A 20,515-nucleotide genomic window follows, 5' to 3' on the forward strand; every position below is an offset into this window, starting at 1 on the left:
GAGCGCCACCCGGCCACCAGAGCGCTTCGGCGCACTGCACCACCGGATCGGCGTTCCGAGCCGCAAGGCAGGCCGGCCCCTGGCGCGGGTCGAGCAGGCGGAAGCCCCGGGGTCGGCCGAGCCCGCTTCGCTCGCCGTCCGATCCTCCAATCAGTGAACCCTCCCTGGCAGTTGGCCGCTCAAGGCCCGGCGCCCCGGGTGGACGTAAGGATCTTGACTCAGCGAATGTTACCGGTAACACTTCTGCCCGTCGGGGCGCCGCTCACCCGGGCCGTCACCGTTCGTGCCGGCTCAGTCGCGCCCGCGATCCGCGTACCACCAGCCCATTTCCCCCTCCGTGTTCCACATGCGAAAGGTGTGCCGTGCCGAGGGAAAGACGCGTCGACAACCAGCGGCGACCCGTGCTCGGGGTCGTCGTCCCCTGTTACAACGAAGCGGAGGTACTGGCCCGCACCCATGCCCGCTTGGTCCGGGTACTCGAAGGACTCGCCGGATTCGAGTACGAGCTGATCTACGTGGACGACGGCAGCGCCGACGACACCTGGGACATCATCAACTCCCTTGCTGCTACGTGCCGTTCCGTACGGGCCGTGCGGCTCAGCCGGAACTTCGGGCATCAGGCCGCCTGCCTCGCCGGGCTGCGCGAGTCAGCGGGCGACGCGACCGTCGTCATCGACGCGGACCTCCAGGACCCGCCGGAGTTGATCCCGGAGCTCGCCGCACTGTGGCGGGACGGCTGGTCCGTGGTGTCCGCGCGACGCCGCAGCCGCGACGGCGAAACGCTGTTCAAGAAGGCCAGCGCCTACGCCTTCTACCGCCTGCTGAACTCCCTGTCCGACCACGCGCTCGCCCTCGACACCGGTGACTTCCGGCTCCTGGACCGGGAGGTGGTGGCGCTGCTGACCGGCGTACCGGACAAGAACCTGTTCCTGCGCGGCGCAGTCAGCTGGTTCGGACTGCCCGAGACCAGCGTGACGTTCGACCGCGACGCCCGGCAGGGCGGCGAGACGAAGTACACCCTGCGCAAGATGCTCGACCTGTCCCGGCGCGGCCTGCTGGCCGGATCGGTGGCGCCGCTGCGGCTGTCCACGTACATCGGAACAGCCGTACTGGCAGCGGGCGTTGCCGCCGCCGCGGTGCAGCGGGACGCCCGGCTGCTCGCCCGGCCGGGAGCCTTCGGCGCGCACGCCCTCGCGCTCGGCGTCGTCGGTGAGTACCTGCACGCCGTCTTCCGCCAGGTGCAGGGCCGTCCCGACTACGTCGTCCAGGACCGGCTCGGTGGAGCGGACCTCCCCCCGCCCCTCGCCTCCCCCTCTTCTTCGTCCTCCCCATCCCGACAGACCCTCAAGGAGCGTGTCGCCCTGTGAGCACCGAGATCAGACCCGCGTCGTCGGCCACGGCAGCGGATCCCGTGGACGTCGTCATCGTCGGCGCCGGATTCACCGGCCTGTCGGCGGCCCTCGAACTCGCCCTCCAGGGCCGCAGCGTGCGCGTCATCGAACGCGAGGAGACGGTCGGCGGCCTCGCCTCCAGTTTCGACATCGGCGACGACAAGCGGCTCGAGCGCTTCTACCACCACTGGTTCTCCTCCGACACGGAGATGATCCGGCTGTGCGAGAGCCTCGGGATCTCCCATCTCCTGGAGGCGCACGAGACCCGTACGGGCGTCTACTACGCCAACTCGGTCTACCGGCTGTCCGCACCGCTGGACGTGCTGCGCTTCGCACCGCTGCCGCTGCGCGACCGGATCCGGCTCGGTGTGCTCGCGCTCCGCGCACAACGGGTCAAGCACTGGCGGGAGTTGGAGTCGCTGACGGCCCGCGAGTGGCTGATGTCGCTGGGTGGGCGGCGGGTCTACGAGGTGGTGTGGCGGCCGCTCCTCGAGGGCAAGTTCGGCAAGTACGCCGACCAGGTCGGCGCCACCTGGATGTGGACGAAGCTGCACCTGCGCGGCGGCAGCCGCACCCGCTCGGGCAAGGAGACCCTCTACTACATCAAGGGAGGCAGCGAGGCGCTGCTCGGCGCGCTGCGGCGGCGGCTCGAGTCCTTGGGCGTCGAGTTCCTCACCGGCGTTGCGGTCGACGCCGTGCACACCGAAGGTCCCGGGGTGAGCGGAGTGAGCGCCGGTGGTGTGTTCCACCCCGCCGGCCAGGTCCTCGTGACCCTCGCCCCGCAGCTGGCCGCCGGGCTGCTCGACCACGCCGATGCCGATCACCCGGCCGTGCCCGAGCTCCAGCGGCGCTGGTCGGCCGTCGACTACCTCGGGAATGTGTGCCTGGTCCTGGAGAACAACCGCAGGCTCTCCGACACGTACTGGCTGAACGTCAACGACCCCGAGTTCCCGTTCGTCGGCGTCATCGAGCACACCAATCTCGACCGGCCCGAGCGCTACGACGGCAAGCACGTCGTCTATCTGTCGAAGTACCTGCCGACCGACGCCGAGCTGTACCGGATGTCGGACGAGGAGGTCTTCGCGTACAGCCTCCCGCACATCCAGCGCATGTTCCCCGGCTTCGACCGCAGTTGGGTCGAGCGGTTCCACGTCTGGCGGGCCGAGCACGCACAGCCCGTCATCACGCCGCACTACACCCGGGTCATGCCCGCGCTGGAGTCGCGGGTGCGGGGCCTGTACCTGGCGAGCATGGCGCAGGTGTTCCCCGAGGACCGCGGCACCAACTACGCGGTGCGCGACGGCCGGCGCGCCGGGCGTCTGATCGCCGACCGGCTCCGTGCCGCGGCCGCGAGCGGGGGCGCACGTGTCTGAGCTGATCACCCTGGACCAGGCGGAGGAACTGACCACCGAGCAGGTGCACGACCTGTACCGGCGGTACGTGTCCCGCAGCCAGGTCTCCCTCATCGGCTCGTTCGGCTTCGGCCGCGACCTCGTCGACCACGCCGAGGGTGCCTGGGTCCATCTGCGTGACGGGCGCCGGATCCTCGACTTCACCGGCGGCGTCGGTGTGCTGAGCCACGGCCACAACCATCCGCGCATCCTCGCCGCGCGCCGCCGCTTCCAGGAGCAGCGCCGTATGGAGGTGCACAAGAACTACTTCTCGCCGTACGTCGCGGCGCTCAGCCACAATCTCGCCCAGTTGCTGCCGGGCGATCTCAACATCAGCTACTTCCCCAACTCCGGTGCGGAGGCGGTGGAAGGCGCGGTGAAGCTCGCCTACAAGTACCACCGGGGGCGGCGCGGCACCGTCCTGCACACGGACATCGCCTTCCACGGAAAGCTCCTGGGCGCGGGCAGCCTGACCGCCTCTCCCGAGATCCACTTCCCGTATCCGCAGATCCCGGGCACGGACACGTTCGCGTACGACGACCTGTCGTCCTTCCTGCTCGCGCTGGACCGGCACACCTCCTCCTCGGGGGAGAGCGATGTGTACGCCGTCGTGCTGGAGCCGTTCAGCGCTTCGAGTCTGCGTGCGTGCTCGCCCGAGTTCCTGCACCAGGTGCGTCGGCTGTGCACCGAGCGGGACATCGTGCTGGTCTTCGACGAGGTGTACACCGGCTGGGGAAAGACGGGCGCCCTCTTCCACTTCATGCACCACCCGGGCCTGGTGCCCGACATCGTGACGACGTCGAAGTCGTTCGGCGGCGGCAAGGCGTCGATCTCCGGCTACATCGCCCGGGAGCCCGTCTTCCGCGCCGCCTACGACAACCTGTCCGATGCGACGCTGCACAGCACCACGTACTACGGCTTCGGCGAGGAAACCGCGACCGCTCTGGAAGCGGTGGCCATCGCCGTCGAGGAGGACTTTCCCGGCCGCGCCCGCACGCTCGGAGAGCGCCTCGAAAAGGGCCTCGCGGAAGTGGCCGCCCGGCATCCGCGCCTGGTGAAGCAGGTGAAAGGGCGCGGCGCGCTGCACGGTGTGTTCCTCACGCCCGGGCCCGACGTCCCGGCCGGGCTGCGCGAGTTGCTGCCGACGTCGCTGGCCAAGGACCCGCAGACCGTCTCCAAGCTGCTGACCGGTGCCGTGGTCGCCGCGCTCTACCGCGACCACGGCATCCTCACCTTCTTCGGCTCCAACCGGCTCATCGCGCTGATCGTCTCGCCGCCGCTGGTGGCGCAGGACGACGAGGTGGACCTGTTCCTGAAGGCCCTGGACGACGTGCTCGGGCAGGGCGCCCCGAAGCTGCTGGCCGGTCTGGTGCGGGAGAAGGTGACCGCGTGAGCGACGACCGTACGCCGAGGGCGCGGGCGATCGAGCGTGCCCTGTACGACAGCGCGCTGCCCACCTGTTGGGCCGGGTCCTACGCGGCGCTGCGCGATGCGCACGCGCTGGAACGGGCGGTCCGCCACACCGCGGCGACCCTCGCTCTGATGCCCGCCGCCTACAGGTGGGGCACGCTCGCGGCGCTGCGCCTGTTCCCGGCCGCGTTCCGTGCGGCGGCACAGGCCGGCCCGCACCGGGCCGCGCCCGAGCGGCTGCGCCTCGGACTCGCGCGGTTGCGCACCTGGCCCGGCTACAGCGACATACTGCGCGCCACCACGGCGTTGGCGCTGTACGGCGCCCTGGACGGCACGGCCCCACGGGCCGCGCTCCAGCTCGGGGAGGCCGTGCGATGAGCCGCGCTGCGTACGGCATCGCGTGCGACGCCCTGGTGATCGGGTCCGGCGCGGGCGGCAGCGTCGCGGCGCTCGAACTCGCCCGCGCCGGGCGGCAGGTGACCGTCCTGGAGGAGGGCCCCCGCGTCACCACCGCCGAACTCGCGGCGGCGAGTCCGGCGGATTCGATGCGCCGCCTCTACCGGGGCGGCGGGGCGACCGCAGTGTTCGGCACGCCGACCATCGCCTACGGTGAGGCCCGCGCGGTCGGCGGCACCACCGTCGTCAACGGTGGCCTGCTGTGGGAACCGTCCGCGACGGTCCTGGACCGCTGGGCGGCCTGGTCCGGTTACGGCGGCTACCGCTCCCCCGTCATCGGCGCCCACTTCGCCGACGTCCAGCGACGCCTCGGAATGATCGTCCAGGAGCACGGGGAGGGCAACGAGGACTCCCGGCTCCTGGCCCGTGCCGCCGACTCGCTCGGCTGGCGCTGGCAGCATCCGCAACGCGTGGTGCGCGGCTGCGCGCACCGCAACCAGTGCGCCACCGGCTGCCCCAGCGGCGCCAAGCAGAGCATGGCGGTCAGCTATCTGCCGCAGGCGGAGGAACTCGGCGCGCAGATCCGCGACGGGGTGCGGGTACGGCGTCTGATCCACCGGCGAGGCGTGGTCACCGGCGTGGAGGCCACGGACAGCAACGGGCGATCCGTGCTCTATCGCCCGCGCACCGTGTTCACCGCGGCCGGGCCCATCGGCACGCCCGTGCTCCTGCGCCGCAGCTCGATCCACCGGCGCACGGCGGGCCGCCGCCTCGCGCTGCACCTCAATCTGCGGACCGTGGCCCGCTTTCCCCGGGTCGTCGACGCGGTGCGCGGCACCATGTTCACCGCGCAGGTCCAGGAGCACTCCGGGCTGGGCATCCTCGTCATGCCGTCCAACCTCACGGCGGGCGGCCTGGGTGCGGCGCTGGCCGGGCGCGACCCGCGTCAGGTCGACGAACTCCTCGATTCCCGGGCCTACTTGGGCATGTTCACCACGCAGGTCCGGATGCAGGGGGCTGCGGGCATCGCGGCGACGGTCGGTGGCGCGCCGCTGCTGCGGCACTCCATGACCGGTGCGGACCAGCACGCGCTGCGGCTGGCGTTCCGCAGGACCGCGCGGCTGCTGTTCGCCGCGGGCGCCGTCGAGCTGCTGCCGCCCACGTCGGCGGCCGGGCCACTGCGCGACATGGCCGATGTGGACGTCTACCTCGCCCACGTGCGCCTGTCCGACTGGGAGTTGGTGTCCGTGCACGGCATGGCCAGCTGCCCCATGGCACGGCCCGAACGCGGCGGGGTGTGCGACGAGGAGGGACGACCGCACGGTTTCACGAACCTGTACGTGTGCGACGCCAGCGTGCTGCCCGGCGCGCCCGGCATCAGCCCACAGGGAACGATCATGTCCTATGCCCACGAGATAGTGGGCCGTCATCTGGAGTCCGCGTGAGCGACCACACCGTCGAGCGGGCCGAGGCGGCCCAACCGACCTCCCCCGCACCGCTGTTCAGCACATCCGCCGTCGTCGCCTCCTGCGTCGGCTTCGTCCTCATCGGCGCGCTGCAGGCCCTGTACGGTCCGGCGATCCCTGCCTTCCGCGACGAGTTCGGGCTCTCCCCCTCGGGTGCGGGGCTCGGTCTGAGCGCCCACTTCGTCGGCGGTGTCGCCGGGGTGCTGCTCTTCGACCGGCTCTTCGGCCGGCTCGGCAACCGGCAGATCCTCGCCAGTTCGTACGTACTGATGGCGGTCGGCGCCGCGGGCGTCGCGCTCGCACCGGCCTGGCCCCTGGCCCTGGCCGCCGCGCTGCTCGCGGGACTCGGCTTCGGTGGCATCGACTACGGCCTCAACCAGCTCTTCGCGGTCGGCTTCGGCCGCCGCTCGACCGCCATGCTGAACATCCTCAACGCGCACTTCGGGGTCGGCGCGATTCTCGGCCCGGTACTGATCGGCGCGGTCGGCTCCGCCCACTACCCGGCTGTCTTCCTGGGCTTCGCCGTGGCCAACCTGCCGCTCCTGCTGTGCCTCAGGGGCGTACGCGACAAGGCGCCGGAGCCCGCCGGAACGGAGCGGGACGCGTCGTCCACCGGCGCGCTCACCCGCAGTCTGGCCTCGGTGCTCACCATATTCGTGACCCTGTACGTACTGCACGTCGGCATCGAGGCGGGCGTCGGCGGCTGGGAGCCCACACACCTGGAGACGGTCGGCTTCTCCGCGGGAGCGGCCGCGACCGCCACATCCGTGTACTGGCTGATGATGACGGTGGGCCGGTTCCTGGTCGCACCGATCGCGCTGCGGTACTCGGCCCAGGCCATCATCACGGTCTCCTGCGCGGGCATGACGGTGTGCCTGCTGCTGGCCGCCGTGCCGGGTCTGGCGCCCTACGCGTACGCCGGGGTCGGCCTGTTCATCGCGCCGATCTTCCCGACGGGGCTGCCGTGGCTGGGCAGGGCGGCACCGCAGGCCCGCCGGGCCGGCGCCGTCGTCATCGCCGCGTCCATGATCGGCGGCGTCGTGGCGGGTCCGGCCCTGGGCAAGGCCATCGAGTGGTCGGGGATCCGGGCGGTGCCGCTGCTGCTGTGCGGTGTCTCGGCGCTGTGCCTGGCCGCCACGCTCTGGCTGATCCACGCCACCCGCACACGCGCCTACTGACCGTGCCCCCCGCACCGCACCACGCTCTGCGGCTGCTGTCCTGCGCTCTACGCACTCCTCTCACTCCCCTCACTCCCCTCACTCTGCGAAAGGAACGGTTCTCCATGTCCGCTCTGACGACGACGTCCGACGGTTTCCTGCTGCACGGCGCCCCCTTCCGGATCATCTCCGGCGCGATGCACTACTTCCGCATCCACCCCGACCAGTGGGCGGACCGGTTGCGCAAGGCCCGTCTGATGGGCCTCAACACCGTCGAGACGTACGTCCCGTGGAACCTGCACCAGCCCGCGGCGGACGGCCCCCTCGCCCTCGACGGCCTGCTCGACCTGCCGCGCTATCTGAGCCTGGCCCACGCCGAGGGCCTGCACGTACTGCTGCGGCCCGGCCCGTACATCTGCGCCGAGTGGGACGGCGGCGGCCTGCCGTCCTGGCTCACCAGCGATCCGGAGATCCAACTGCGCTCCAGCGACCCGAGGTTCACCGGAGCCGTGGACCGCTTCCTCGACCTCCTGCTGCCCCCGCTACTGCCTCACATGGCCTCGTCCGGGGGTCCTGTGATCGCCGTACAGGTGGAGAACGAGTACGGGGCCTACGGTGACGACACCGCCTATCTGCGCCACCTCGCGGACGGGCTGCGCGCCCGCGGCGTCGAGGAACTCCTGTTCACCTGCGACCAGGCCAACGCCGAACATCTCGCGGCCGGCGGCCTGCCCGGCGTGCTCGCCACCGCGACGTTCGGCAGCAGGGTCACCGACGCCCTCGACCAGCTGAGCGCCCACCAGCCCGAAGGCCCCCTGATGTGCGCGGAGTTCTGGATCGGCTGGTTCGACCACTGGGGCGAGCCGCACCATGTGCGCGACGCCGCCAACGCCGCCGCCGACCTCGACCGGCTGCTTTCGGCGGGCGCCTCCGTGAACATCTACATGTTCCACGGCGGCACCAACTTCGGCTTCACCAACGGCGCCAACCACGACCACGCCTACTCCCCCACGGTCACGTCCTACGACTACGACGCACCGCTCACCGAGTCGGGCGACCCCGGCCCGAAGTACCACGCCTTCCGCGAGGTCATCGCCCGCCACGCCCCCGTACCCGACGAGCCGGCCCCCGCTCCCGGACCCAAACTCCCGCCCACCGACGTGGAGTTGACCTGCCGGACGCCACTCCTCGCACACGTCGACACGCTGGCCGAGCTCGCGTACGCCGAGCAGCCGCCGACCATGGACGAGCTCGGACTGCGCTCCGGGTACGTGCTGTACCGCACCTGCCTGCCCACCGAAGGTGACGGCCTGCTCCACTTCACGGGCGGGGTGGGCGACCGGGCCCAGGTGTTCGTCGACGGCGCCCCCGTCGGCGTACTGGAGCGCGAACGCCACGAGGAGACCCTGCCCGTACGCGTTCCGCGGGCCGGCGCGACCCTCGACGTCCTGGTGGAGAACATGGGCGGCGTCAACTACGGTCCGCGCATCGGCGCGCCCAAGGGCCTGCTCGGCCCGGTCACCTTCGACACGACGCCGCTGCGGGGCTGGGACTGCCATCCGCTGCCCCTCGACGACGTGGACGGGATACCGCGCGGCTCGCACGACGCCGCCGGCCCCGCGTTCCACCGCGGCACCTTCGACGTGGACACCCCCGCCGACACCTTCCTCGCCCTGCCCGGCTGGACCAAGGGCCAGGCCTGGATCAACGGATTCCACCTCGGCCGTTACTGGAACCGAGGCCCCCAGCACACCCTGTACGTCCCCGCGCCCGTGCTGCGCGCCGGCCGCAACGACCTCGTCCTGCTGGAGCTGCACGGGACCACCACCGCACGCGCCCAGCTCACCACCACCCCGGACCTCGGACCGGAGAAGGCCGCCTGATGAACCGTCACCACCTGCGCGTCACCTCGCCGACCACGCCCACGCTCACCGGCCATCTGCCGTTCGCGGACGCCCCCGGCGTGCCCGACCCGATCGAGGTGACCAGCCGCTACCTGATGCGCGGCGGCCGCCCCTGGTTCCCGGTCTCCGGCGAGTTCCACTACAGCCGCTTCCCGGCCGGGCAGTGGGAGGAGGAACTGCTGAAGATGAAGGCCGGCGGCATCACCGCCGTCGCGAGCTACATCATCTGGATCCACCACGAGGAGACCGAGGGCCGCATCCGCTTCGACGGCGACCGCGACGTGCGGCGCTTCGCCGAACTCTGCGCCCGCCACGGCCTGGACTTCATCCCCCGCGTCGGCCCGTGGTCACACGCCGAGGTCCGCAACGGAGGACTGCCCGACTGGCTGCTCGCCCGCGAGGTGACGCCCCGCACCGACGACCCGGGCTACCTGGACGCCGTGCGCACCTGGTTCGAGGCGCTCGCCGGGCAACTGCGCGGCCTGGACCGGGCCCACGGCGGGCCGATCGTCGCGATCCAGATCGAGAACGAGCTCTACGACCAGCCCGGCCATCTGCTGACCCTGAAGCGGATGGCCGAGGAGGCGGGCCTGTCGGCCCCGGTGTGGACGTCGACGGCGTGGGGCGGGGTCCAGTTGCCGCCCGACGAACTGCTGCCGTTGTACGGCGGCTACACCGAGACGTTCTGGACCGAGTGGGACGCCGGCTGGTCCGACACCTGCCGCAAGCACTTCTTCTTCACCCACCAGCGCGACGACGAGGGCATCGGCGCCGACCTGCGGCCCACGACCGTACGCGGCGGCGACCCACTGCCCACGGACCGATTCCCGTGGGCCACCTGCGAGTTGGGCGGCGGCATGGCGCTCGCCTACCACCGGCGCCCGCGCGTGGACGCCGCCGACATCGGCGCACTCGGCCTCACCAAGATCGGCTGCGGTTCGGTGTGGCAGGGCTACTACATGTTCCACGGCGGCACCAACCCGGCCGGCGAGCTCACCACCCTGCAGGAATCGCACGCCACCGACTACCCCAACGACATGCCCGTCCTCACCTACGACTTCCAGGCCCCGCTCGGCGAGTACGGCCAGGTCCGTCCCTCGTACGACGAACTGCGCCTGCAACACCTGCTGTTGGCAGACTTCGGGCATCGCATCGCGCCCATGGAGTCGGTGCTGCCCGAGGAGCAGCCGAGCGGACAGGCCGACCGGTCCACGCTGCGCTGGGCGGTCCGCGCGGACAGCGACGGCTCGGGCTTCCTGTTCGTCAACAACCACCAGCCGCACGAACCGCTGCCGGAGCGCCCCGGCACGGCGTTCACGGTCGAGTTCGAGGGTGCGAACGCGCTGTCCCTGCCCAGCACACCCGTCACCGTCCCCACCGGCGCGTACTTCTGCTGGCCACTGCGCCTGGACATCGGGGGCCTGCGTCTGGACTGGGCCACTGCCCAGCCGGTGTGCCGGCTCGACGACGACGGGCGTCCCCTCCTCGTCCTCGCCGCCACCGACGGCATCCTCCCCGAACTCGCCCTGGACGCGGCCACGGTGGATTCCGTCAGCGCGCCCTTCGCCGACATCACCCACGTCGACGGCCGCGTCCTGGTGTCGGGACTGCGCCCCGGCACCGACGCCCTGGTCGAGGTACGCACCGCGGACGGCGGCCGCGTCGCGCTCCTCGTCCTGGACGCGACGACAGCGCGCACGGCCTACCGGGGCCGGGCCTGGGGAGCCGAACGCCTGGTGCTGTCCACCGACTCGGTCGTCTTCGACCAGGAGGCGGACGAGGTGCGCGTCCACAGCACGGCCCCGCGACCGTCGTTCGCCGTCCTGCCCGCGCCCCGGCACACGCCGATGGTCGCAGGGGCACGGCTGCGCACGGGCACCGACGGCGTCCTCACCCGCTACACGGTCGAACCCGAACGACCCCTCGCGGTCCGCGACGGCGCGCTCCCCGTGACTCTCGTACGGGCTTCGGGTACCGCCCCCGTGCCCGTCACAGGAGTTCTGGACCGGGCAAGCGCTCCCGAGGACAAGTACTTCGAGTCCGCGGCCGCCGAGTACCGCATCGACCTCCCCGAGGACCTGCTGTCCGACCCGCACGGCACACTCCTGCACCTGCACTGGAGCGGTGACATCGCCCGCGCCTACGTGGGCGACACCCTGGTGGCCGACCAGTTCCACGCCGGACAGCCCGCCTGGGACATCGCCCTGGACCGGCTCCCCGCCGAGACGCTGCGCACGCACGGTCTGCAGGTACGGGTGCTGCCCCGGGCCGCCGGCGCTCCCGTGTACGTGCCCGAGGGCGCCGGGGACGGACGGCAGGCAGCGGTCCACAGCGCCGCGGCAACAACGACCCGCACCTGGGTGATCCGCCGCTGACCCAACCACCCCCGCGAACGCCCCGGCCCGCCCGGCCTATCCTGTGTGCCAGCCGGGCGGGCCGAGGCCGTGTCCCGACCCACGCCAGCCGGAGGAACCCCCGCCATGCCGCCACACCCCGCCGACGTCCCTGCCCCCAAGGGGCGCAGTCGGCGCAGTTTCGCGGGCACCCGCCCCGTGATGGACGACGTGGCACAGCTGGCCGGGGTCTCCAAGCAGACGGTCTCCCGCGTCCTGAACGACCACCCGGCGGTCCGCCCCGAGACCCGCGAGGCGGTCCGAGCGGCGATGCGCACCCTGGGCTACCGCCCCAGCCGCAGCGCACGATCCCTGGCCAGCGGCCGTACCCGCATGCTCGGCGTGATCTCCTTCGACGCGGCCCGCTTCGGTCCGGCATCGACCCTCACCGCCATCAACACGGCGGCGCAGGAGGCCGGTTACCTGGTCAGCTCGATCGCCGTCGAGACCGCGGACCGCGACACCGTCGTCCGCGCCGCCGCCCGGCTCACGGCCGAAGGCGCCGACGGCGTCATCGCCATCGCCCCTCAGCAGCACGTCGGCAAGGCGTTGGCCGAAGCCCGCCTCGACACTCCGCTCGTCGTCCTGGAGAGCGACCTCGAGGACGGCACTCCGTTCGTCACCGCCGACTCCTGCGCAGGCGCGCGCATGGCCACCGAACACCTGCTGAACCTCGGCCACGCCACGGTCCACCACATCGCCGGGCCGACCGGCTGGATCTCCGCCGACCGCCGCGTGGCAAGCTGGCGCGCCACGCTGGAAGCGGCCGGCGCGACCGTCCCCACCCCTCTGGTCGGCAACTGGAGCGCCGACTCCGGCTATGACCTCGGCCGCCTGCTGGCCGAACGCGCCGACGTCACCGCGGTGTTCGCCTCGAACGACCAGATGGCCCTCGGCGCGCTGCGGGCGTTCCACGAAGCCGGCCGCCGCGTACCCGACGACGTCAGCGTGGTCGGCTACGACGACATCCCCGAGGCCGCCCATCTGCTGCCCCCGCTCACCTCCGTCCGCACCGACTTCGCCGAGATCGGCACACGCGCGCTGCACCTGCTCTTGAACCGCATCGACGGCCCTGCCACGGCCGACACCAAGACGGTCGTCCCCGTCCACCTCATCACCCGCCGCAGCACGGGGCCCGCTCCGCGACACTGACACTCAGGTGTCACGGATCGACGGGGCCCGGCCACGTGCTCCGGAGGGCGGGCGGGCCCGGCCTTTGACCTGTCGTGCATGAAGGGCGGGGTGCAGCCTCGCACGTCCGTACTGCCCGCCACCGCCCTGAAGGCGGACTACCGGCTACGGACTTTGCACTCCACATCAAGCTCCCGTTCGCCAACCCTCCACAAACACCTGCTCCACCAGCACCGCCTTCGGGTGCGGAAACACGATGTCCAACAGCTCGTCACGGTGCACGTCACCGCGCGTACTCCTGACGACCGCGCGGTGGACTGTCCCGGCTGCGAAACGGCCGCGCATCGTCTCCGCGACCGCTGTCAACGCCACCTCGCCGATACCGTGGCGCGCTGGGCATCACGGCGGTGGGGTCTGGCCCGGCCGACCCCGCGCTTGCCCTGAAAGGAAGCCTGACCGATGCCCTTCGACCCCGAACGTTCCGCACCCCCGGTGGCATGAAGCACCGGACCGATCACGGCTACGTCCTCGCCGGCCCCGACGAACACTCTTGGTGCACTGCTCACCCAGGAACCGGGACGGCCAGGCCTTCTACGAAGCGCTCGGCATGCGGGCCGTCGCGATCGTCTACCAGGACGACCTCGTCGAAATGCCTCCGTCATCCGACACCCCACAACCAACCGCTGTCCGGAGGGACATCGCTCGCAGGGATCCGACCGCGACGGCCGCGACGGCCGCGACGGCCTCGACGGCCGCGACGGTCACACTGGACAACCACGATCGACACCCGACAGCATCCGGCACAAGCCGACGAGCACCCCGCACGGACGCACGCGGAGGGCAGCTCGTGTGAAGGCCCGCATGCTCGCCCCTGAGGAACGTTGATGAACCCCGCGCTCACCCGTCTCACCGAGCTTCTGCCACCCCACAACGTGGCCCCTCACGACTGGGCCGCCGTGCAGGAGCAGTTGGGCACTGAACTGCCCGAGGACTACAAGGAACTGGTCGACACCTACGGCGGCGGCCTCTTCGACGAGAACGTCTGGCTGCTCGTCCCTGGCTGTCCCCGCCCGCGCTACGACCTGATCTCCATGGACACGCAGAGCCGCGAGGCGCTCCAGCTCCTGTGGGACCGCGGCGAGCCCCGCCCCACCGAACTCGACCAAGACGGCGCCCGCCTCATTCCCTGGGCCTACGAAGATGAGGGTGGTGAGATCCTCTACTTCCTGTCCACGCCGGGACAGAAGCCGGAGAACTGGCCCATCCTCATCAACGAGGGCCGCGGACCGGAATGGGAACGGCACACCGGCCCCTGCACCACCTTCCTGCTGGCGCTGATGACCGGGGAGATCGAGTCCGAGTACTTCCCCGACCTTCCCCTGGACGAGCACCTCTTCGAGACCAATGAGGAAATCTTCGCCAACTCGTAGTCCACACGCGGCGTGTGGCGCGCTCGATGGCCAGCCTGTCGGGCGATGCCGCCAGCACCGCCAGCCGATACAGGACCCCGCACGTTTGACCGCCGCCTCTGCACTCGCCGCATCGGCGAGGCAGCCAGTGCGTGGTCGGCTCGAGGCCCGCATTCAGGCCGCAGCCCGATCTGGTCTCGGACCTGGAGACGGCGATGGTCGTTCACGGGTTCACGGGTTCACGGGTTCACGGGTTCACGGGTTCACGGGTTCACGGGTTCACGGGTTCACGGGTTCACGGGTTCACGGGCACGGTCACGACAGCCGCGTCCGCTGGATCGACGCCCAGTCATCAGTCCTGCGAGGCCCGGTATCCCTTCGACGCCGGCTCGTCAGGCACTCGGCAGTCCTCGGTCCCGATCCCCCAACGGGATCACATGTGATGAGCACGTACGCAGGGTGCTTCGGATCGCCGACTTGCATCGCGGCGAAGAGGCTCGACCACCCAGTTGAACCTTCTTCCTGCCGGCCCGCAGGCTCGGCGTTGGGCCCGCGGTTGCGCCGCTGGGCCCGGGAGCTGTCGCCCGCGCTCCCGCCGCGCCGCGCCGCGCCTCGCCGCGCCAGCGGCTGATCTCCGTCCATCGTGGCGGGCTCGCCGAGTTCGCGTCAGGTCAGGTCAGGTCAGGTACGCGGTGCGCCCCGGAACCTCAAAAGCCCCATCCGACACAGGGGTTTCAATCCTCGGCGTTTCGGCCACACCGCGCCACCTCTCAGAGGCCGTGCAGCAGGTTCCCCGGCCCGGATCCCCTGCGCTCCAAGGGCTCAACAGCGTCCGGAATCGAGCGCGTTCGAATCTCCGGCCGCGTCGTTATGCCGTGCACTGCCGAGCCATTCAGGTGCGGCACCCCAGGCCCGAGGAGGGACCAGGTAACAGTGACTGACGCCTCGACATCAACCCCCGAAACACCACCCCCTCCACCCCCGGCCGCCATCACCTTCGAGGGCAAGCACGGCCAAAACCCGCTGGCAGATGCCAGTTTCGGGGCGATGTGCCGACGCCTTCCCACCGTGCTCGCCCAGAGCGCGCGGATGGCCTGGGCCGTCGACAGGACCGGCGTGCTCCTGCTGCTCGCCTGCCAGGTGCTCACCGGCATCGCCGCCGCCGTGCTGCTCGCGTTCACCGCGCTCGCCATGAAGCACCTGCTCGGAACGGGAGATGTGTCCGAACGGCTGCACGCCGCCCTGCCCGCTCTGATCGTGGTGACGGCGGCCGCCCTCGTTGGCCGAATCAGTAGTGCTCTGTCCTCCTACGCCGACGGCCGCATCACGCCGGTGCTCCTGACGGAGGCGGACGTCGCGCTCGTCGAGGCCGTGTGCCGCGTGGAGTCGGCCGTGTACGCCGAGGACGGGTTCGCGGACCGGCAGGAGGCCGCGGAGGTCGGAGTGACCCGCACCCGTCTCATGGTGCAGGACGCCCAGCGGTTCATGTCCGCCCTGCTCCGCATGGTCGCAGCGAGCAGCGTCATCACCGCGCTGCACCCCGTCCTGCTGCCGCTGCTCCTGCTCGCCGTGATCCCGGCCGGCGCGGGCGCCGTACTGTCCGCGCGCGTCGACTACGAGACCCACTACCTCAACGTCGGTGACCGCAACGTCCGTTCGATGATGCGCTGGGTGGCGACCTACTCCCGCTACGGCGACGAAGTCCGTGCCAACGGCATGACCGGCTACCTCACGTACTGGTACCGGGCACTGTCCGAGCGGATCGACGAGCGCATCCTGACCGCGGCCCCCCGAATGCTGCGGATCGTCCTCGTCACCAGTGCGCTGGGCGGCGTCTTCCTGCTCAGCACCTGGGCAACGCTCGCCTGGCTGGCCTCCGCCCACCGCATCGCGCTGCCGGTCGCGGCCACCGCGGTGGTGGCCGTGCAGACCACCCTGGCGGCCCTGTCCCAGTTCGTCATCCACGGTGCCGCGATGTTCCACACCTCGCTCTACCTCGCCGACATGCAGAACTTCCTGGACATGGCCCGCGAACGCGCACCCAAGCGTGGCGAGTTGACCATCCCGGACACCGTTGAGGAGATCCGTCTGGACGAAGTCGTCTACCAGTACCCCGGCAAGGACGAACCGGCGGTCGACGGGGTCTCGCTCACGCTCCGGCGCGGCGAGATCCTGGCCGTCGTCGGGGAGAACGGCTCCGGCAAGTCGACCCTGGTGAAGGCCATCTCCGGAATCCTGCTCGCGGACAAGGGCCGGGTCCTGTGGGACGGCATCGACCTCGCGCAGGCCGCACCGGACTCCGTGTGGAGCCGCACGGCGCTGGTGCCGCAGAACTTCGCCGCCTGGCCCCTGCGAGTCCGCGAGAACATCACGCTCGGTCAGCCCAAGACCTACGACGACGGCCCGGTGTGGGACGTCATCGACGCCGTCGGGATGCGCGACGAGATCGAGAAGCTGCCCCACCGGCTCGACACACTGCTGGCCCGGGAGTTGTGGGGCGGCGCCGAGCTCTCGGGAGGTCAGTGGCAGCGCCTCGTGTGCGGCCGCGCCCTGTACCGGCGCACTCCCCTGATCGTCCTGGACGAGCCGACGTCGCAGATGGACGCCCGCGGTGAACACGCGATCTTCATGCAGATCAAGCGCCTCGCCGCGGAACGCATGACGATCGTCGTCACCCACCAACTGGAGAACACCAGGCTCGCCGACCGTGTCCTGGTGATGGACAAGGGGCGCGTGATCGAGCACGGCACGTACGACGAACTCGTCCACGCAGGCGGTCACTTCGCCGACCTCGTCGCGCTCGCCAAGGACCGCTGACCTTCTCCTCACTTCCCGAGACGAAACGAAACGAGACGAGACCAACATGACCAACATGACCAACGCCTGGCAGGCCATCAGGCAGCTCGTCGGCCTGCTCGACGACCACTCCGATCTCCCGCACGACCAACGCATCCTGTTCCAACTGCTCAAGATCCAAGAGGAGGCAGGGGAAGTCGCGGAAGCCGCCATCGGCGCGGCGGGGCAGAACCCCCGCAAGGGCTACTCGCACACCTGGCAGGACGTGGAGGCCGAGGTCTGCGACGTCATCGTGACCGGCATGGTCGCGCTGATGCGCCTCAACGCCGACGGCGAGGCCGTCTTCGCCCGGCATGTTCAGCGCATCATCGATCGCGACCTGACTCCCGCCGACACCCAGCAGCCCGAACTCCCGCTGCCCCAGGGGCCGAGCGCCCCAGAATCCGTCTGATCCGGCCTCCGGTCGAAAGGGAATCCTGTGATCGACTCATCCCCTGCCGCGCCGAGACGGGCGTACGAAGGACACGAGGCGGGTGCCTACTGGGAACGCCTGTGGCAGTCGGGCCGCCGCTACCGGAGCATCGACGGCCCGGAACGCGAAGCACTGCGCCGACAGGTCGGGGTCGGACACGGCAGACCCGCACTCGACATCGGCTCCGGGGACGGCGCCCTCGTCCACGCCCTTGCCGACCTCGGCCACCGGCCCACCGGAATCGACTGCGCGCCCGAGGCCCTGGCCCTCGCACGCCGTGGCCACCCCGGCTTGGACTTCCGGCTCCACGACTTCGACCACGACGACCCCACCGGCCTGCCCGCACCCGCCTTCGCCTTGATCACCTGCCGCCTGGTCTACCGGTGGGCGCCGGACAAGGCGGCGTTCCTCGCCCGGGTCCGCCAACTCCTCGTCCCGGGCGGGACGTTCTGGGTGGCGACGTCCGTTCACCGCAGCCGGGACCGCGATCCCCACGACTGGGAGATCACGGCCGCCGATGAGGAACTGCTCACCTGCACGTGGTCGCGCGCCGACGTGACGCAACTCGACGACGCCTACTGCTGCTTCGCGCTCCGCCCGTAACACGACCAGCCGAAAGGGGAGGGATCCCGCATGCACACCCACGAGATCAACGCCGAGGACTGGAACACGTACGGGCAGCGACAGCTCGGCCACGCCTACATGCCACCCGTTCCGGAGCGCCTCCAATGGGGCCCTTGGGAAGGCGTCGGACCGGGATCCGAAGTACTCGGCGATCTCACCAGCCAACGCGTCCTGGACATCGGCTGCGGCCCCGGCCACCACGCCGTCCACGTCGCCCGCGCTCACGGTGCCCGCGTGACCGGCATCGAGCAGTCGCCCACCCAGCACCGCCGCGCCATCCAGCACTTCGGCGACGAACCCGGCGTGAACTTCCTTCTCGGCGACGTCGTCCGCCACCTGCGGGAGACCGAACCGTACGACGCCGCGTACGCAGTCGGCACCCTCGACTACATCGACCCGCACCAGTCGCGGATGCAACTGTGCGGGAAGGTGGTTTCGGGGACCACACCGGTTAACAGGTGCAGCTTCCTCACCCGAACCTCACCGGGAATGTGCCTCCTGCCTCCGCTGCTCAAGGCCGGCACCCGCTGACTGCGGGTCGATTCTCCTGGCGGAACGTCCAGCACCCTCGCCAGCACTGCGCATCGCGGACGGTGCGCAGTGCTGGTAGCGGCGAAATACGCGGGCGAATTGCTGAGACGAGGAGAAGCCGAGCGCCTGCGCGATCTCGGTGACGCTCATGGCCGACCCCTCGGCCAACCAGTCCCTCGCCCGGTCGGCCTTGCACCTCAGGATGTAGTCCTTGGGGCTGGTACCGGTGGCGGCGCGGAACTCCTCGTAGAAGTGACTGGTCGACAGGCCGGACAGGGCGGCGAGCCCCGCCGCGTCCATCGGCTCCGTCAGATGGTCCTCGATCCAGGTGAGTGTGTGGGCGATGGCGCGGTGCGGCCAGGTGCGCCCCTCCGCGCCGGCCGGAGTGGTGCCGGCGGCCAGGCCGAGGACCACGGTACTGAGCAGGTGATGAGTCAGCGCGTCGTTGATCCAGGACCGTTCGGCCGCGCAAACACCGAAGACCCGCCGCAGGTCCGACTCCGTCTGGTGCGGAAGGGTCCGGATCACTGGCCCCGTGTTCTGCGCGAGCAGCTCCACGGCTCGGTGCACGGCGCCGGCGGGCTCCGTCACCGCGCGGACGATGAGCCACATCAGTTCGCCGCGGGGCTCTGCACCCGCACCGGTCCGGTACGCCCGCCCCGGGGGTATGCGCAGCCACTGTCCGGGGTGCACCCGGTGCTCGACTCCGTCGATGTCGAAGGCGAACGCACCACGGACCGGCACGGCCAGAACCAGCAGTTCGTGGTGCCTCTGGACGGGCAATGGATCGCGGGCCTGCAAGTAGCGGTACCGGCCCAGCGCCATGAACGGTTCCGGTATCCGATCGGCGAGGTCGACAATGGTGCGCTCGTCGGTGGAGATCACGTCGATGGCGTCGCTCGGCGGCACGGGCGTGAGCAGGGGCATGAGCAGAATTTACGGTGGAGGAACGGCAACGCCAAGGTGCCGGAGGCGCTCCTAGGGTTCCCGCCATGACGACTCGCTCGAGTACTCCCTCCCCCTCCCCCTCCATCGGCGACACCGAGACCGAGACCGAAACCACCCGGTCCGAACGGTTCCGCACCGACGGGTTCACCCCCGTGGGATCCCTCCTGTCCGACGAAGAGGTCGATGTCTACCGCAACATCTACGACCGCTTCCTCAGCGGCGAGATCGACTGCGGCGCCAAACGCTCGGACCTGGGAGCCGGCGCGGAAGGACGCACCGCCACCCAGGTGTCCGGAGCCCAGGGCAAGGCGCCGGAGTCCATCACCCAGATCATGTGGCCCTCCGCCCTCTGCCCCGAACTGGCGAACCTGCCGCTGCACGAACGGGCCCTGAACGTGGCCAGGGAACTGGCCGGTGACGACCTGGTTCTGGACTTCGACATGCTGATCGACAAGGCGCCGCACACCGCCACTCCCACTCCGTGGCACCAGGACGCCGCCTACTGGGTCGACCTGCCCGACACCCGGGCCGTCTCGATCTGGGTGGCCCTGGATGCGGCCACCCCGGACAACGGCTGCATGTGGTACCTACGCGGCTCGCACCGCGCTCCTCTTCGTCCGCACCGCCCGGCCGGCAGCGGCGGTGGGGCACTCGAGTGTCCTTGTTCGGAAGCGGAACCAGGTGCGGTACCGGTACCGCTCGCACCGGGCGAGGGCGCCGCCCACGGCGGCGGAACCCTGCACTATTCGCGCGGAAACAGCACCGAGCGACACCGGCGCGCGTACATCCTCAACTACCGATCGGCAGACATGATCCGCCTGGAACGGGAGCAGGGCATGGACCATGGCCTGCACAACAACGAACGTACTGTGCGGAACACGAGCGCGACCCGCTGACTGGCAACCGGGCCGTCGGTGGACCAGACCGCTGACGCGCGGCCACGGGTAGCGAGAGCCTCAGCGAGCGGGGTTCGGTTGCTTGCTCCAACTGGCCTGCAGGTGCACGTAGTTGGACCGGATTCCACAGCGCTGCCGGGTCCCGCGAAATCCCCGCCCGATTGCCCCTCGGTCAGTACGGCGAAGTCCGATGGCCGACG

General features: G+C 70.7%; 16 protein-coding genes. 15 read left to right on the top strand and 1 reads right to left on the bottom strand.

Translation table 11 applies throughout. The features are described from left to right. Window positions 1–362 precede the first annotated feature (362 nt). The 14 genes from ACIBUY_RS23205 (at window position 363) to ACIBUY_RS23270 (ending at window position 18,471) form a co-directional block, all read left to right on the top strand. Window positions 363–1,367 (top strand): glycosyltransferase family 2 protein, encoded by a 1,005-nt coding sequence (locus ACIBUY_RS23205; protein ID WP_365565278.1) that lies wholly within the window; start codon window positions 363–365, stop codon window positions 1,365–1,367. After that, the gene (locus ACIBUY_RS23210; protein WP_399153525.1) at window positions 1,364–2,764 is read left to right on the top strand and encodes an NAD(P)/FAD-dependent oxidoreductase; all 1,401 of its coding nucleotides are present in this window, start codon (window positions 1,364–1,366) and stop codon (window positions 2,762–2,764) included. The genes ACIBUY_RS23205 and ACIBUY_RS23210 overlap by 4 nt, the downstream gene beginning before the upstream one ends. Then, on the top strand, window positions 2,757–4,175 hold the full coding sequence (locus ACIBUY_RS23215; RefSeq protein ID WP_399153526.1) for an aspartate aminotransferase family protein: 1,419 nt from the start codon (window positions 2,757–2,759) through the stop codon (window positions 4,173–4,175). Before ACIBUY_RS23210 ends, ACIBUY_RS23215 begins: the two co-directional genes overlap by 8 nt. Further along, the gene (locus tag ACIBUY_RS23220) at window positions 4,172–4,570 is read left to right on the top strand and encodes a hypothetical protein (protein ID WP_399153527.1); all 399 of its coding nucleotides are present in this window, start codon (window positions 4,172–4,174) and stop codon (window positions 4,568–4,570) included. Before ACIBUY_RS23215 ends, ACIBUY_RS23220 begins: the two co-directional genes overlap by 4 nt. Further along, window positions 4,567–6,033, top strand: a complete 1,467-nt coding sequence (locus ACIBUY_RS23225; RefSeq protein ID WP_399153528.1) for a GMC family oxidoreductase N-terminal domain-containing protein — start codon at window positions 4,567–4,569, stop codon at window positions 6,031–6,033. The genes ACIBUY_RS23220 and ACIBUY_RS23225 overlap by 4 nt, the downstream gene beginning before the upstream one ends. After that, on the top strand, window positions 6,030–7,232 hold the full coding sequence (locus ACIBUY_RS23230) for an MFS transporter (RefSeq protein ID WP_399153529.1): 1,203 nt from the start codon (window positions 6,030–6,032) through the stop codon (window positions 7,230–7,232). The genes ACIBUY_RS23225 and ACIBUY_RS23230 overlap by 4 nt, the downstream gene beginning before the upstream one ends. Window positions 7,233–7,336: 104 nt before the next feature. After that, window positions 7,337–9,094 carry a beta-galactosidase gene (locus tag ACIBUY_RS23235; protein ID WP_399153530.1) on the top strand — a complete coding sequence of 586 codons (1,758 nt, stop codon included), beginning with the start codon at window positions 7,337–7,339 and terminating at the stop codon, window positions 9,092–9,094. Further along, window positions 9,094–11,490 (top strand): beta-galactosidase, encoded by a 2,397-nt coding sequence (locus tag ACIBUY_RS23240; RefSeq protein WP_399153531.1) that lies wholly within the window; start codon window positions 9,094–9,096, stop codon window positions 11,488–11,490. Before ACIBUY_RS23235 ends, ACIBUY_RS23240 begins: the two co-directional genes overlap by 1 nt. A 105-nt stretch (window positions 11,491–11,595) precedes the next feature. Further along, entirely contained in the window at window positions 11,596–12,660 is a 1,065-nt protein-coding gene (locus tag ACIBUY_RS23245; protein WP_365565299.1) for a LacI family DNA-binding transcriptional regulator, read from the top strand. An 863-nt stretch (window positions 12,661–13,523) separates the two neighbouring features. Beyond that, window positions 13,524–14,069: an SMI1/KNR4 family protein gene (locus ACIBUY_RS23250; protein WP_399153532.1), complete on the top strand. Its 546-nt coding sequence runs from the start codon at window positions 13,524–13,526 to the stop codon at window positions 14,067–14,069. Between the two features lie 912 nt (window positions 14,070–14,981). After that, window positions 14,982–16,865 carry an ATP-binding cassette domain-containing protein gene (locus ACIBUY_RS23255; RefSeq protein ID WP_399153533.1) on the top strand — a complete coding sequence of 628 codons (1,884 nt, stop codon included), beginning with the start codon at window positions 14,982–14,984 and terminating at the stop codon, window positions 16,863–16,865. A 46-nt stretch (window positions 16,866–16,911) separates the two neighbouring features. Continuing rightward, window positions 16,912–17,295, top strand: coding sequence for a hypothetical protein (locus ACIBUY_RS23260; protein WP_399153534.1), 384 nt, complete (start codon window positions 16,912–16,914; stop codon window positions 17,293–17,295). 27 nt (window positions 17,296–17,322) lie between these two features. After that, entirely contained in the window at window positions 17,323–17,919 is a 597-nt protein-coding gene (locus tag ACIBUY_RS23265) for a class I SAM-dependent methyltransferase (RefSeq protein ID WP_399153535.1), read from the top strand. A 30-nt stretch (window positions 17,920–17,949) separates the two neighbouring features. Then, window positions 17,950–18,471, top strand: a complete 522-nt coding sequence (locus ACIBUY_RS23270) for an SAM-dependent methyltransferase (RefSeq protein ID WP_399153536.1) — start codon at window positions 17,950–17,952, stop codon at window positions 18,469–18,471. Here ACIBUY_RS23270 and ACIBUY_RS23275 read toward each other — a convergent pair. Further along, window positions 18,421–19,398 (bottom strand): helix-turn-helix transcriptional regulator, encoded by a 978-nt coding sequence (locus ACIBUY_RS23275; protein ID WP_399153537.1) that lies wholly within the window; start codon window positions 19,396–19,398, stop codon window positions 18,421–18,423. The two genes, ACIBUY_RS23270 and ACIBUY_RS23275, sit on opposite strands and share 51 nt — an antisense overlap. A 65-nt stretch (window positions 19,399–19,463) precedes the next feature. Here ACIBUY_RS23275 and ACIBUY_RS23280 point away from each other — a divergent pair, with 65 nt between their 5' ends. Next, window positions 19,464–20,315: a phytanoyl-CoA dioxygenase family protein gene (locus tag ACIBUY_RS23280; RefSeq protein ID WP_399153538.1), complete on the top strand. Its 852-nt coding sequence runs from the start codon at window positions 19,464–19,466 to the stop codon at window positions 20,313–20,315. Window positions 20,316–20,515: the final 200 nt, after the last annotated feature.

This window comes from Streptomyces sp. NPDC050085 (genome assembly GCF_044460595.1).
Classification (GTDB): Bacteria; Actinomycetota; Actinomycetes; order Streptomycetales; family Streptomycetaceae; genus Streptomyces.